This window comes from Pseudomonas sp. S49, from assembly GCF_009866785.1.
Lineage (GTDB): Bacteria > Pseudomonadota > Gammaproteobacteria > Pseudomonadales > Pseudomonadaceae > Aquipseudomonas.
The window spans coordinates 3,630,686-3,645,316 of the sequence record NZ_CP019432.1; the positions used below are offsets into that span (position 1 = coordinate 3,630,686).

The following is a 14,631-nucleotide window of genomic DNA, read 5'->3' on the forward strand; positions in this document are numbered from 1 at the left end:
GAAACATTGCGTTGATGCCTGGCGGAAAAAACCGTTCAAAATGCGTTCTTTTTGACCGTCACCCGAGCCGAGGATCCGCTATGCGAACCCACCTGCGTCTGGTCGCCCTGAGCGCCCTGTTCATTTCCTCCCTGGCCCAGGCCGCCGATCTGATCCCGATCGAAGTGCACCGCGATGCCAACTGCGGCTGCTGCAAAAAATGGATCAGCCACCTCGAAGCCAACGGTTTCAAAGTCGACGATCACGTAGAAAGCGACATGAGCAGCTTCAAGCAACAACATGGCGTTCCGCCGCGTCTGGCCTCGTGCCACACCGCAATCATCAACGGCAAATTCGTCGAGGGCCATGTGCCGGCAGAACAAGTGCTGGCCCTGAGCAAGCGTGACGACCTGCTCGGCGTGGCCGCACCGGGCATGCCGATGGGTTCGCCGGGCATGGAAATGGACGGCATGAGCGATGCTTATCAGGTCATCGGCCTGAAAAAGGATGGCGCTGATGTCGTGGTGGCGGACTACCCGGCCCATTGATCGGCGCGGCTTACTTCGGGCTGTTCCTTGCCGCGTTCGGTGCAGCGACCTTGTTGCCGCTGCAGTCCGAGGCATTTCTGGTCGGGCTGATCGCCAGTGATCGCTACTGGCTGTGGGGATTGCTGGCCGTCGCGACGCTGGGCAACGTACTCGGCTCGCTGGTCAACTGGTGGCTGGGCCGTGGCATCGAGCGTTTTCAGGATCGGCGCTGGTTTCCGGTCAGCCCCGCGCACATGACCAAGGCGCGCAAACACTATGAGCGCTACGGGCATTGGTCGTTGCTGCTCAGTTGGCTGCCAATCATCGGCGATCCACTGACGCTGATTGCCGGTGTCATGCGCGAGCCGCTCGGGCGGTTTCTGTTGATCGTCACCCTGGCCAAAGGTGCACGCTATGGCGTGCTGGCCGTGCTGACCCTGGGCTGGCTCGGTTGAACGATCAGGCGCAGGCATTGCCTGTGTTTAACGTCGCCATAATCCAGCCGTTCCAGCATCGGCCGATTTCAAACGGAGTTTGACCTTATGTCTGTCACGTTTTCCCGTTGGCTCCCCTCCCTGTTCCTCTGCGCCGCCCTGCCCTTGTCTGCGCAGGCTGCCGCGCCAGCCGAAGCAACGCCTGAAGGCCCGGCCTACGGTCCCGAACTGCAAGGCTTCGAATACCCTTACACGCTTAAACACTTTGCGTTTCAGTCTCAGGGCAAATCCCTGCAAATGGGTTACATGGACGTCGCCGCTCACGGCAAGGCCAATGGCCGCACCGTGGTGCTGATGCACGGCAAAAACTTTTGCGCGGCCACCTGGGACAGTTCGATCAAGGCCTTGAGCGAGTCCGGTTACCGGGTGATCGCGCCGGATCAGATCGGCTTCTGCACCTCGAGCAAACCGGACAATTATCAATACAGCTTCCAGCAATTAGCGACCAACACCCAACAATTGCTCAAAGCGCTGGGCATTCAGAAAGCCACGCTGCTCGGTCATTCCACCGGTGGCATGCTCGCCACCCGCTATGCCTTGTTGTTCCCGGAACAGGTCGAGCAACTGGCGCTGGTCAACCCGATCGGCCTGGAAGACTGGAAAGCCCTCGGCGTGCCCTATCGCACCGTGGATCAGTGGTATCAGCGCGAACTGAAAGTCAGCGCCCAGGGCATTCGTGATTACGAACGCACCACCTATTACGACGGCCGCTGGAAACCGGAATTCGACCGTTGGGTGGACATGCTCGCCGGCCTGAGCAAAGGCCCGGGCAAAACCCAGGTCGCGTGGAACTCGGCGCTGATCTACGACATGATTTTCACCCAGCCGGTGTACTACGAGTTCAAGGACCTGAAGATGCCGACCCTGCTGCTGATCGGCACCTCCGACACCACCGCCATCGGCAAGGACCTCGCGCCGCCTGAGGTAAAAGCGAAAATCGGCCATTACGAAGTGCTCGGCAAACAAGTGGCCAAGCTGATTCCGCAGTCGACGCTGGTGGAATTTCCCGGCATGGGCCACGCGCCGCAAATGGAAGAACCGGCGCAGTTCCACAAAGCTCTGCTCGACTGGCTGAATACATCCAATCCCGTTCGTTGATGAGGTAAGGCTGATGGCGGTGCAGATTGCAGTAATCGATGACTGGCAGGACGTGGCCCGCGATGTGGTCGACTGGTCAGTACTCGATAGCCTTGGTGAAGTGACGTTCGAGCATGATTACCCGGCCGACAACGCCACATTGGCCGAGCGTCTCGGCCGGTATCAGGTGATCTGTGTGATGCGCGAGCGCACACGGTTCGATGAAGACCTGCTCAAGCGCTTGCCTAATCTCGAATTGCTGGTCACTGGCGGCATGCGCAACGCGGCGCTGGACATGCAGGCCGCCGCAAAACTGGGCATCAAGGTCTGCGGCACCGACAGCTACAAGCATGCCGCGCCGGAGTTGACCTGGGCGCTGATCATGGCAGCGACGCGTAATCTGGTGAATGAGGCCAACTCCCTGCGCGCAGGCCATTGGCAACAGGGTCTGGGCGGCGACCTGCATGGCAAGACCCTCGGGATTCTCGGTCTGGGCAGCATCGGCCAGCGCGTCGCGCAGTTCGGTCAGGTGTTCGGCATGCGGGTGATTGCCTGGAGCGAAAACCTCACCGTCGAACGGGCTGAACAGGTGGGCGTGACGTACGTGAACAAGCAGGCACTGTTCGAGCAGGCTGACGTACTGTCGGTGCATCTGGTGCTCAGCGAGCGCAGTCGCGGGCTGGTCGATGCGCAGGCGCTGGGCTGGATGAAACCGACGGCCCTGCTGGTCAACACCGCGCGCGGGCCGATTGTCGATGAAGCCGCGCTGATCAAGGCCTTGCAGAAACAGCACATCGCCGGGGCCGCACTGGACGTATTCGAGCAGGAACCGCTGCCGGCCATGCACCCGTTTCGCACACTCGACAATGTGTTGGCGACGCCGCATGTCGGGTATGTCAGTCGGCAAAACTATGAGCAGTTCTTTTCGCAGATGATCGAGGATGTTCAGGCTTGGGCGGCTGGGGATCCGGTTCGCCTGTTGAACTGACCCTTCTCTGCAAATAGAGGGTGAAGTCACTATTGCTATCGCGAGCAGGCTCACTCCTACAGGGGAACGCATTTCAACTGTAGGAGTGAGCCTGCTCGCGATAGCGTCATAACAGTCACCCCATCAACAAACTGCCCGCACCACAACAGTGCAACCGCCCTCCTCGCTAGCACAAAATCGTGACCACCCAGTCACCGTTTTGGCCCTCCCTCGCAGAAAAACCTGCACTTCGTCGGTGCGTTTGCCCCACCAAAGTACGGTTTGCACCGACAGCCAACCGATTGTCGAACAATTTACCCATTTGCTCTGGCCCGCTCTAGGATCTGGCCTAGACTGGTTTTTTCGGGGTACGACCTGTCGGTCACATTGCGGAAAAAAACTCGAAACTTTTGCGCAAAGCGGCGGGTCATCTGAAAGGCAGGGCCAAAGCGACTGGTGCAATCCTTGCAACGGCCCGTTCACCCATTCTGCTTGCGCGTGTTGGGTAGCGTTTGCTCACCGATGCGTGGCGCGTTTGCGCCCGGCCACAGGATTTGGCCATGGACATCGCTTGTTCAAGACAAGAATCAGATCAACGATACGGGAGATTCATATGATCAGTGCGGCATTGGATATTCAGGGAGAGCGTGCTCAGCAGGCGGTTGGTGAATCGAGCACCGTCAGTGTTCCCGGCAGCCGACAGATCAACGTCCCCGGCACCAAAACGCTGACTCCGGTAGCGAGCCAGAACCCCAACAAGAAAAAAGTGTTGTTCGTGACTTCGGAAATCGCCGATCTGGTGAAAACCGGTGGTCTGGGCGACGTCTCCGCTGCCCTGCCCCGCGCGATGGCCCATCTGCATGATGTTCGCGTGCTGATCCCCGGTTATCCGCAAGTGATGCACAGCGAGAATCCGATCCACATCATCGGCGAACTCGGCGGCCACGCCGCATTGCCACCGTGCAAGATCGGGCGCATGGACATGCCGGACGGTCTGGTCATCTACGTGTTGATCTGCCCTGAACTCTACGAGCGCGAAGGCTCGCCCTACGGCGCCAACAACGGTCGCGACTGGCCGGACAATCACATTCGTTTCGCCCGCCTCGGCCTGGCCGCTGCCGACATCGCCGCCAACCTCGCACAGATTCACTGGTGCCCGGATCTGGTGCACGCCCATGACTGGCCGGCCGGCCTCGCCCCGGCTTATATGCACTGGCGCGGGCAGCGCACGCCGACCCTGTTCACCATTCACAACCTCGCCTACCAAGGCGTGACCAGCCTCGGTTCCTGCCCTGAACTGGGGATTCCCAACCATGCCCTGCAACAGGAAGGCATGGAGTTCTACGGCAAGATGTCGTTCCTCAAGGCCGGCATGGCCTATTCGAGCCACATCACCACGGTCAGCGCGACTTATGCGCAGGAAATCACCACCCCGGATTTCGGCTGCGGCCTCGACGGCTTTCTCGCCGCCAAGACCCAGCAAGGCTTGCTCAGCGGTATCCCCAATGGCATCGACGAGAGCTGGGACGCCGCCACCGATCCGCACCTGTTCGCACCGTTCGCCATGGGTGACTGGGAAGGCAAAGCGGTCAACGCCGCGCATGTGCGTGAGCTATTTGAATTGAATGACTCAGCAGGCCCGTTGTTCGCCGTGGTGTCGCGACTGGTTTATCAAAAAGGTCTGGACCTGACGATAGCGGTATCCGAGTACATCGTTAAAAACGGCGGCCAGATCGCCATCATCGGTCGTGGCGAACCGGAAGAGGAACAAGCCATGCGTGAACTGGCGCTGCGCTTTCCCGGGCAGATCGGCGTGCGCATTGGCTTCAATGAAACCGACGCCCGCCGCATGTTCGCCGGCAGCGATTTCCTGCTGATGCCCTCGCGTTACGAGCCTTGTGGTTTGAGCCAGATGTACGCCCAGCGTTTCGGCTCGCTGCCGGTGGCGCGCAACACTGGCGGGCTGGCCGACACCATTGAAAACGGCGTCACCGGTTTCCTCTTCGATGAATCCACCGCCGAAAGCTACCAGGAAGCCCTGAGCCGCGCGTTCAAGGTCTTTGCTTTCCCCGAACTGCTCAATGCAATGCGTTGCCGGGCGATGGCTGCACCGTTCAACTGGTGCAAAGCGGTTGAACCGTACGCCGAACTCTACGAACAACTGGTGGCCAAGGCGCTGGGTAAAGCTCACCACAAATAACCAGGGAGGTTCACCACGATGCCGTTACGGTCTACTGAAACCTGGCCCCACGGCGCGATCATGCTGGACGCCGAACACACACAGTTCGCGCTGTGGGCGCCGGATGCTTTTTACGTCAGTGTCGAACTTGAAAACGGCCAGTCTCTGCCGATGTTGTCTCAGGCCGACGGCTGGTTTGTAATCAAGGCCCGCTGTCCGGCGGGCACCCGCTACCGCTACAACATCGACGGCGAACTGGAGGTGCCCGACCCGGCCTCCAGAGCACAGGATGGTGACCTCGACCGCCACAGCGTGGTGGTCGATCCGCTGGCTTATCAATGGCGCCACAGTGCCTGGCACGGTCGGCCGTGGAGCGAAGCGGTGATCTACGAGTTGCACGTCGGTGCGCTCGGTGGTTTCGCTGAAGTCGAACAACATCTGGCGCGCCTCGCGGGTCTGGGCATCACCGCCATCGAGCTGATGCCGCTGGCGCAGTTCCCCGGCGACCGCAATTGGGGCTACGACGGTGTTTTGCCCTACGCCCCGCAAGCCTCCTACGGCACGCCGGAACAACTCAAGCACCTGATCGACAGCGCCCACGGCCATGGCTTGGCCGTCATTCTTGATGTGGTCTACAACCACTTCGGCCCTGACGGCAATTACCTGCACCGTTACGCCAAAGGCTTTTTCCGCGAGGACAAACACACGCCGTGGGGCGCGGCGATCGATTTCCGCCGCGACGAAGTGCGCGAATTTTTCATCGAAAACGCGTTGATGTGGTTGCTCGAGTATCGCTTCGACGGACTGCGCCTCGACGCCGTGCATGCCATCGAAGACCCGGACTTCCTCACGGTAATGGCCCAGCGCATCCGCGCGCAGATCGACCCGAGCCGGCATGTCTGGCTGACCGTGGAAAACGAACTCAACCAGTCGAGCCTGCTCGAATACGACTACGACGCGCAGTGGAACGACGACGGCCATAACGCCCTGCACGTCTTGCTCACCGGCGAAACCGACGCCTATTACGCCGACTACGCCGCGCAACCCACCGAACAATTGGTGCGTTGCCTGAGTCAGGGGTTTGTGTTCCAGGGCCACATCACCCGCCATGGCGAACCACGCGGCGAACCCAGCGAACACCTGCCGTCGACCGCGTTCGTGCTGTTTCTGCAAAACCACGATCAGATCGGCAACCGCGCGTTCGGCGAGCGCCTGCATCATCTGGCCGATCCGCGCGCCGTGCAGGCAGCGACGGTGCTATTGCTGCTGTCACCGATGATTCCGCTGATGTTCATGGGCGATGAATTCGCCGCCGAGCAGCCGTTCCTGTTTTTCACCAGTCACCACGGCGAACTGGCGGAGTTGGTACGCGAAGGCCGGCGCAACGAATTTGCCGCGTTCAGTGCCTTCACCGATCCGCACAAGCGTGAACGGATTCCCGACCCGAATGCCGAAAAAACCTTCCACACCTCGCAGCCAAGGTTGATTGGCCATGGCAGTGCAAAACAGCAGGAAAGCCTCGCGCTGTACCAGAAGCTTCTGCAATTTCGCCATCAATACATCATTCCCCATCTGTCCGGCACGCAAGCGCTCGGCGCCCATATGCTCGGTTATGGCGCGGTCAGTGCACGCTGGCGCCTGGGCAATGGCAGTGAGCTGCGAATTGACCTGAACCTCAGCGACACGCCAGTGGTCAACCCTCCACAGACCGAGGCCGTGTGGTTGTTTCAGCAGCCACCCACCGTCGATCTATCGGAATCGGGCGTACTGCCCGCGTATTGCGCGCTTGTCAGCCTCACGGCCGCAACCCCTTTGCAACCTCTGGATGGAGAGCGCCTATGAGCGATGCGCAACTGGAAATTCTCGCAAGCCGCGCCGGCCTTGCCGTCGACTGGATCGACGCCAACGGCCGCCCGCAAAAAGTCGCTCCGGCGGTGCTGCGCAATGTGCTTATCGGCCTCGGTCACCCTGCCAGCACGGCGCAGGAAATCGACGCCAGCCTGTTGGAACTGCAAGCCGTTCAACAAGACCGCCACCTGCCGCCGCTGTTGACCAGCGATGTCGGGGTCGGCCTTGATCTGGGGCGTTACTTTGCGCCTGAAACCCCGTGTGAAATTCACCTTGAAGACGGTTCACGCCTGAACCTCAAACTGGACAGCGAAGCCGTGTTGCCGGGGCTGATCCCGGTCGGCTATCAACAAGTACACATCAGCGATCAGTATTTCACCCTGGCCGTGGCCCCGGAGCGCTGCTTCAGCGTCGGCGATGCGGTGGATAATCCGATTCCCCGCGTCTGGGGCCTGAGTGCGCAACTGTATGCCTTGCGCCGCGCCGGTGACGGCGGTTTCGGCGACACTCAAGCACTGGAAGACCTGGTCCGTGTGGCCGGTGAGCGCGGCGCCGATGCCGTGGCGATCAGCCCGTTGCACGCGATGTTCAGCGCCGATACCGGACGCTACAGCCCTTATTCGCCGTCCAGTCGGCTGTTCCTCAATTCTCTGTATGCCGCACCGGGCGCGATTCTCGGTGAACGCGCCTTGCGTGATGCGATCGACGCGGCAGGTCTGACTGAACAGTTCGCGCAACTCGAAGACCTGAAACTGATCGACTGGCCGAGCGCCGCCGACGCCAAGCAAAAACTCCTGCAAGCCTTGTACGAAGGCTTCATCGCTGGTGACCACCCGCTGCACCCGGACTTCGCCAGTTTCCGCCATGCCGGCGGTGAAGCACTGGAAAACCACTGCCGTTTCGAAGCAATTCAGGAAATGCGCGCCGCCCGTGGCGAAAACCTCGACTGGCGTCAGTGGCCGGAACACTGGCACGACCCGCGCGGTGCCGCGCTGGAAGCGTTTGCCGAGGAATACGCCGAGCGCATCGGCTACTTCGCTTTTTGCCAATGGCTGATCCACCGTTGTCTGGAACGCGCGCAAACCGCCGCACGCAGCGCCGGTATGGGCATCGGCCTGATCGCCGATCTGGCGGTGGGTGCCGACGGTGCCGGCAGTCAGGCCTGGAGTTTTCAGGATGAACTGCTCGCCTCGCTGACCGTCGGTGCGCCGCCGGACATTCTCAATCGCTCCGGGCAAGGCTGGGGGATTTCCGCGTTCTCGCCGGAAGGCCTGATCCGTAATGGTTTCCGTGCGTTCATTGACATGCTGCGGGCAAACTTCGCCCATGCTGGCGGCTTGCGAATTGACCATGTCATGGGCCTGCAACGGCTGTGGGTGATTCCCAACGGCTCGGCACCTGCCGATGGCGCGTATCTGTATTACCCGGTCGATGACTTGCTGCGGTTGCTGTCCCTTGAGTCGCATCGCCACCAGGCTATCGTCCTCGGCGAAGACCTCGGCACCGTGCCTGATGGTCTGCGCGAAAAGCTCATCGCCCGCTCCATGCTCGGCATGCGCGTGCTGCTGTTCGAGCAGGACAACACCCATTTCAAACCGATTCTCGACTGGCCGGACAACGCGCTGGCAACGACCAGTACCCATGATCTGCCAACGCTCAACGGCTGGTGGCATGGCCGCGATATCGACTGGAATGCTCGATTGGGTTTTGTCGACGCCAACGGTGAAATCGAATGGCGGCATCATCGTCAGCGCGAGCGCGAAGGTTTGCGCAGCGCCTTGAGCCAAGACCCGCAAAACTTTCGCGAGGAATCCCACGAGGCCGATCAAGTGGTCGATGCCGCTGTGCGCTTCCTCGGCCACACCCGCGCGCCATTGGTGCTGTTGCCGCTGGAAGATGCGCTGGGCATCAACGAACAGGCGAATCTGCCGGGTACCATCGACACCCATCCAAACTGGTCGCGGCGCTTGCCCGGCACCAGTGAGGCGCTGCTCGACGGCGCCGATGCGGCGCGACGTCTGGAGTTGCTGGCCTGTGCGCGTCTCCAGGCTGCCGAGCGTGACCAATGAATCAAACGCTTATCCAGCCCCTGCGGGCGACCCTGCGGCTGCAATTTCATAAAGGTTTCAGCCTCGAACAAGCGGTGCCGTTGGTGCCGTACTTTGCCCGGCTCGGCATCAGCCACATTTATGCCTCGCCGCTACTCGCGGCGCGGGCCGGTTCCATGCACGGCTATGACGTGGTCGATCCGACCCAAGTCAACCCGGAGCTTGGCGGCGAGCCGGCGCTTCGGCGTTTGGTCAGCACCCTGCGCGAACACAACATGGGGCTGATCCTCGATATCGTCTCCAACCACATGGCCGTCGGTGGCAGCGACAACCCGTGGTGGCTCGATCTGCTGGAGTGGGGGCGGCTGAGCCCTTACGGTGAGTTCTTCGATATTCAGTGGCACTCGCCCGACCCGTTGATGGAAGGCCAATTGTTGCTGCCGTTTCTTGGCAGCGATTACGGCGTCGCGCTGCAGGACGGCACTCTGAAACTGCTGTTCAACCCACACACTGGCAGCTTTTACGTCGAGCACTACGACCATCACTTCCCGATCTGCCCGAATGACTACGGTGAGTTGCTCAAATCCGCAGACGTGCTGAAACCGCTGGCCGATCGCTTCAGCACCCTCAGTTATCAGACCGATGCCCACTCGCTGGCGATGCCGCTGAAAGAAGAATTGCGGCAACTGGCGACGGATCCGTCAATCGCTGCAGCCATTGAAAACAACCTGAAGCATTACGACTCAACCAGCGAAGAAGGCTTCCACAAACTGCATCAGTTGCTGGAGCGTCAGAGCTATCGCCTGGCCAGTTGGCGCACCGCAGCGGATGACATCAACTGGCGGCGCTTCTTCGACATCAACGAACTCGGTGGACTGCGCGTTGAACGTCCGGCGGTGTTCGAGGCCACCCACGGCAAGATCTTTCAGTTGATCGCTGAAGGGCTGATCGACGGCTTGCGCATCGACCACATCGACGGCCTCGCCGACCCGCGTGGCTATTGCCGCAAACTGCGCCGGCGTGTCGATCTGCTGGCACCCGGCAGGCACTTGCCGATCTACGTCGAGAAGATCCTCGGCGCCGGCGAAACCCTGCACCGCGACTGGGCGGTGGACGGCACCACCGGTTATGAATTCATGAATCAGCTGTCGCTGCTGCAGCACGATCCCGATGGCGAACACGTACTCGGTGACCTCTGGCAACGCCGCACCGAACGGCCGGCTGCTTTCATCGAGGAAGCGCAACTGGCGCGCCAGCAGATCCTCAACGGTTCGTTGGCCAGCGATTGCGAAAGCGTCGCCCAAGCGCTGCTGCAAGTCGCCCGCGATGACCTGATGACTCGCGACCTGACACTCGGCGCGATCCGCCGGGTGTTGCAGGCGTTGATCGTGCATTTCCCGGTATACCGCACCTACATCAGCGCGATGGGTCGCTCCGAACAGGACGAAAGATTTTTCCAGCAGGCCATGGACGGTGCGCGGCAAACCCTCAGCGAAGCCGATTGGCCGGTACTCGACTGTGTCGCTGCGTGGCTCGGTGGCACGCCATGGCGGCACAAACCGCGCGGGCGTTCACGCAAAATCCTCAAACACGCCTGCGTACGCTTTCAGCAACTGACTTCACCGGCGGCGGCCAAAGCCGTGGAAGACACCGCGCTGTATCGCTCGGCGGTGCTGTTGTCGCGCAATGACGTCGGCTACAACACTGAGCAGTTCAGTGCCCCGGTCAGTGACTTTCACGCGGTCAATCAGCAACGGCTGAACGAGTTTCCCGACAACTTGCTGGCCACCGCCACCCACGATCACAAACGCGGCGAAGACACTCGCGCGCGTCTGGCCGTGCTCAGCGAGCGCAGTCATTGGTATGCGGAGCAGATCGAATTGTGGCGCGCCCTCGCCCGTCCTGTTCGGGTTGACGATCAGATGCCTTCGACCGGCGATGAGCTGATCCTCTATCAAGCGTTGCTCGGCAGTTGGCCGTTGCAATTGCGCGATGACGATCAGGCAGGAGCAGCCGACTACGCCAAACGTATCTGGCAATGGCAGCAGAAAGCCCTGCGTGAGGCCAAGCTGCAAAGCAGTTGGAGCGCGCCGAACGAAGCCTATGAAAACGCCGCGCAGGCGTTCACCGAAAAACTCCTCACCGGAGAGGAAGGCGAACTGCTGCGCGCCGCGCTGAGCAAGACCGTCAACAGCATCGCCGCCGCCGGCGCCCTCAATGGCTTGGCGCAAACCTTGCTGCGCATGACCGTGCCGGGGGTGCCGGATCTGTATCAGGGCAACGAGTTCTGGGACTTCAGTCTGGTCGATCCGGACAACCGCCGGCCGGTGGATTACGCCGCTCGCGAGCACGCACTGGAGGCGCCATTGCCACCTGCGGAGTTGTTGGCGAACTGGCGTGACGGGCGTATCAAGCAAGCCTTGATCGCCGAGGTGTTGAACCTGCGTGTCGAGCATGCCGAGCTGTTTCGCCGGGGCAGCTACCAGCCCCTGGAAGTGCTCGGCAGTCAGGCGCACAACGTGCTCGCGTTTGCCCGTGAGCACGAGGGCAAGCAGGCCATCGTGATCGTGCCGATCCGTTGCGCAAACTTGCTGGAAAACGGTGCTGTACCTCAGGTCGATGCGCTGCGCTGGGGCGATACGCGGGTGGCTTTACCGTTCGCCGCCTCTGAGACAAACCTGAAGGGACTTTTTTCAAGCACAGCAGTCACAAAAAACAGGGAGCTGAATATCAGCGACGCGCTGGGGGATGTCCCGGTCAATCTCTTTATCCAACACTTAACGTAAGCACGAGTTCAGTTCAGGAGCATTGCGATGAGTACCGACGATAAACGCATTCGCGAATTCGCCTATCAAATCTGGGAGTCGGAAGGTCAGCCCGACGGTCAGGAAGCACGCCATTGGGAGATGGCGCGCAAACTGGCTGAAGCAGAAGCGCTGGCGCCGAAGAAGCCACCGAAAGCCGCTGGCAGCAAAACCGCGGGCAAGACTGCCGAGGTCAAAGCACCGGCCGCCAAACCGAAACCGGCGGCCAAGGCCAAACCGGCCAGCGCCGCCAAAGTGATTCCCCCGGGCGAAAAAGCCGCCGAGAAAAAGCCCCGAGCGCCGCGAAAGCCTTCGGCGATCTGACGCTAACCGGATTATTGAACTGAATGAATGTGTGGCGGGTTCGCTCGCCACCGAGGGCGCGTTCGTCCTCAAGAAACCCACCAATCCCCTGTAGGAGTGAGCCTGCTCGCGATAGCTATCTGACATTCAACATTGATGTCGCCTGATAGACCGCTATCGCGAGCAGGCTCACTCCTACAGGGGGATGTGTAAGCCCAGAAATTACCCGTTTTGCAGGAGCAATCATGACCCGTCCAAAAAAAGCCGAGCCCACCGCGCACGCCGAGCCGTCGAGAATCCGTGAAGGCCTGCCCTTCCCGCTCGGTGCGACCTGGGATGGGTTGGGGGTCAACTTCGCGCTGTTTTCCGCCAACGCAACCAAAGTCGAACTGTGCATCTTCGACGACGCCGGCGAAGTCGAACTCGAACGCATCGAACTGCCGGAATACACCGACGAGATCTACCACGGCTACCTGCCCGATGCGCATCCGGGGCTGATCTACGGCTACCGTGTCTACGGCCCGTACGACCCGGCCAACGGTCACCGCTTCAACCACAACAAATTGCTTATCGATCCCTACGCCAAGCAATTGGTCGGCGAACTGAAATGGTCGGAAGCGCTGTTCGGCTACACCATCGGCCATCCCGACGCCGACCTCAGTTTCGATGAGCGCGACAGCGCGCCTTTTGTGCCCAAATGCAAGGTCATCGACCCGGCGCACACCTGGGGCAATGACCACCGCGTCAGCGTGCCGTGGGACAAGACCATCATTTATGAAACCCACGTGCGCGGCATCAGCATGCGCCACCCTTCTGTACCGGAGAACGTGCGCGGCACCTTCGCCGGGTTGATGGTCGACGATGTGCTTGAACACATCCGCAAGCTCGGCGTGTCGACGGTCGAGCTGCTGCCGATCCACGCCTTCGTCAACGACCAGCATCTGCTGCACAAAGGCATGACCAATTACTGGGGCTACAACAGCATCGCCTTCTTCGCCCCGGACCCACGTTATCTGGCCAGCGGCAAGATCGCCGAGTTCAAGGAGATGGTCGCGCACCTGCACGAAGCCAATCTCGAAGTGATCCTCGACGTGGTCTACAACCACACCGCCGAGGGCAACGAACAAGGCCCGACCCTGTCGATGCGCGGCATCGACAACGCCTCCTACTACCGCTTGATGCCCGACGACAAGCGCTTCTACATCAACGATTCCGGCACCGGCAACACGCTGGACCTGAGCCACCCGTGCGTGCTGCAAATGGTCACCGACTCGTTGCGTTACTGGGCCAGTGAGATGCATGTCGACGGTTTCCGTTTCGATCTGGCAACCATTCTCGGCCGCTATCACGATGGCTTCGATGAACGTCACAGCTTCCTCGTCGCCTGCCGCCAGGACCCGGTGCTGCGTCAGGTGAAAATGATTGCCGAGCCGTGGGACTGCGGCCCCGGCGGCTATCAGGTGGGTAACTTCCCACCGGGCTGGGTCGAGTGGAACGACAAGTTCCGCGACACCGTGCGCGCCTTCTGGAAAGGCGACGACGGTCAGGTCGCCGATTTTGCTAGCCGCATGACCGCCTCCGGCGAGATGTTCAATCAGCGTGGGCGGCGGCCGTATTCGTCGGTGAACTTCATCACCGCCCACGACGGTTTCACCCTCAACGATCTGGTCTCGTACAACGACAAGCACAACGAAGCCAACGACGAGAACAATCAGGACGGCAGCAACAACAATCTGTCGTGGAACCACGGCGTCGAGGGCCCGACCGACGATCCGGAAATCAATGCCCTGCGCCACCGGCAGATGCGCAACTTCTTCGCCACCTTGCTGCTCGCCCAAGGCACACCGATGATCGTCGCCGGCGACGAGTTTGCCCGCACTCAGGACGGCAACAACAACGCCTATTGCCAGGACAGCGAGATCGGTTGGGTCAACTGGGACCTCAGCGAGGACGGCAAGGCGCTGCTGAAATTCGTCAAGCGCCTGATCAAGTTGCGCCTGACTTACCCAATCCTGCGGCGCGGGCGTTTTCTGGTCGGCGAGTACAACGAGGACATCGGCGTCAAGGACGTCACCTGGCTGGCGCCGGACGCCACCGAGATGACCACCGAACACTGGCACGACGCGCACAACCGTTGCCTGGGCATGCTGCTCGATGGTCGCGCCCAGGAAACCGGGATTCGTCGCAAAGGCGCGGATGCGACGCTGTTGCTGGTGGTCAACGCGCATCACGACATCGTCAACTTCACCCTGCCGGAAGTACCCGACGGTGGATTCTGGACATGCATGGTCGACACCAATCAGCCGTCGATTCGCGGTCAGGAACGTTTCGAGTTCGGTCACCAATACTCGGTCACCGGGCGCTCGCTGCTGCTGTTCGAACTGCAACGTGATGAAGAAGATTGA

Annotated in this window: 10 protein-coding genes; all 10 read left to right on the forward strand. The window is 60.8% G+C overall.

Features of this window, described 5'->3' with window-relative positions; all coding sequences use genetic code 11:
* Nucleotides 1–80 precede the first annotated feature (80 nt).
* The 10 genes from PspS49_RS15995 (at nucleotide 81) to glgX (ending at nucleotide 14,631) form a co-directional block, all read left to right on the forward strand.
* On the forward strand, nucleotides 81–527 hold the full coding sequence (locus PspS49_RS15995) for a DUF411 domain-containing protein (protein ID WP_038368994.1): 447 nt from the start codon (nucleotides 81–83) through the stop codon (nucleotides 525–527).
* Complete coding sequence (locus PspS49_RS16000) at nucleotides 527–961, forward strand: YqaA family protein (protein ID WP_160042546.1); 435 nt, start codon at nucleotides 527–529, stop codon at nucleotides 959–961. Before PspS49_RS15995 ends, PspS49_RS16000 begins: the two co-directional genes overlap by 1 nt.
* An 87-nt stretch (nucleotides 962–1,048) precedes the next feature.
* Nucleotides 1,049–2,098, forward strand: coding sequence for an alpha/beta hydrolase (locus PspS49_RS16005; RefSeq protein WP_127927958.1), 1,050 nt, complete (start codon nucleotides 1,049–1,051; stop codon nucleotides 2,096–2,098).
* Nucleotides 2,099–2,111: 13 nt separating this feature from the next.
* Nucleotides 2,112–3,065 carry a D-2-hydroxyacid dehydrogenase family protein gene (locus PspS49_RS16010; RefSeq protein ID WP_160040303.1) on the forward strand — a complete coding sequence of 318 codons (954 nt, stop codon included), beginning with the start codon at nucleotides 2,112–2,114 and terminating at the stop codon, nucleotides 3,063–3,065.
* A gap of 592 nt (nucleotides 3,066–3,657) precedes the next feature.
* Nucleotides 3,658–5,244, forward strand: a complete 1,587-nt coding sequence (glgA, locus tag PspS49_RS16015) for a glycogen synthase GlgA (protein ID WP_127927962.1) — start codon at nucleotides 3,658–3,660, stop codon at nucleotides 5,242–5,244.
* A gap of 18 nt (nucleotides 5,245–5,262) precedes the next feature.
* Complete coding sequence (treZ, locus tag PspS49_RS16020; RefSeq protein ID WP_150752281.1) at nucleotides 5,263–7,065, forward strand: malto-oligosyltrehalose trehalohydrolase; 1,803 nt, start codon at nucleotides 5,263–5,265, stop codon at nucleotides 7,063–7,065.
* The gene (gene malQ / locus PspS49_RS16025) at nucleotides 7,062–9,140 is read left to right on the forward strand and encodes a 4-alpha-glucanotransferase (protein ID WP_160040306.1); all 2,079 of its coding nucleotides are present in this window, start codon (nucleotides 7,062–7,064) and stop codon (nucleotides 9,138–9,140) included. Before treZ ends, malQ begins: the two co-directional genes overlap by 4 nt.
* Nucleotides 9,137–11,905 carry a malto-oligosyltrehalose synthase gene (locus PspS49_RS16030; RefSeq protein WP_160040309.1) on the forward strand — a complete coding sequence of 923 codons (2,769 nt, stop codon included), beginning with the start codon at nucleotides 9,137–9,139 and terminating at the stop codon, nucleotides 11,903–11,905. The genes malQ and PspS49_RS16030 overlap by 4 nt, the downstream gene beginning before the upstream one ends.
* Before the next feature lie 27 nt (nucleotides 11,906–11,932).
* Complete coding sequence (locus PspS49_RS16035; RefSeq protein ID WP_127927970.1) at nucleotides 11,933–12,247, forward strand: DUF2934 domain-containing protein; 315 nt, start codon at nucleotides 11,933–11,935, stop codon at nucleotides 12,245–12,247.
* A gap of 224 nt (nucleotides 12,248–12,471) precedes the next feature.
* Complete coding sequence (glgX, locus tag PspS49_RS16040; RefSeq protein ID WP_127927974.1) at nucleotides 12,472–14,631, forward strand: glycogen debranching protein GlgX; 2,160 nt, start codon at nucleotides 12,472–12,474, stop codon at nucleotides 14,629–14,631.

Coding starts and splice junctions, on each gene's coding strand:
- PspS49_RS15995 (WP_038368994.1), top strand. CDS start 81: ATGCGAACCCACCTGCGTCTGGTCGCCCTGAGCGCCCTGTTCATTTCC.
- PspS49_RS16005 (WP_127927958.1), top strand. CDS start 1,049: ATGTCTGTCACGTTTTCCCGTTGGCTCCCCTCCCTGTTCCTCTGCGCC.
- PspS49_RS16010 (WP_160040303.1), top strand. CDS start 2,112: ATGGCGGTGCAGATTGCAGTAATCGATGACTGGCAGGACGTGGCCCGC.
- glgA (WP_127927962.1), top strand. CDS start 3,658: ATGATCAGTGCGGCATTGGATATTCAGGGAGAGCGTGCTCAGCAGGCG.
- treZ (WP_150752281.1), top strand. CDS start 5,263: ATGCCGTTACGGTCTACTGAAACCTGGCCCCACGGCGCGATCATGCTG.
- malQ (WP_160040306.1), top strand. CDS start 7,062: ATGAGCGATGCGCAACTGGAAATTCTCGCAAGCCGCGCCGGCCTTGCC.
- PspS49_RS16030 (WP_160040309.1), top strand. CDS start 9,137: ATGAATCAAACGCTTATCCAGCCCCTGCGGGCGACCCTGCGGCTGCAA.
- PspS49_RS16035 (WP_127927970.1), top strand. CDS start 11,933: ATGAGTACCGACGATAAACGCATTCGCGAATTCGCCTATCAAATCTGG.
- glgX (WP_127927974.1), top strand. CDS start 12,472: ATGACCCGTCCAAAAAAAGCCGAGCCCACCGCGCACGCCGAGCCGTCG.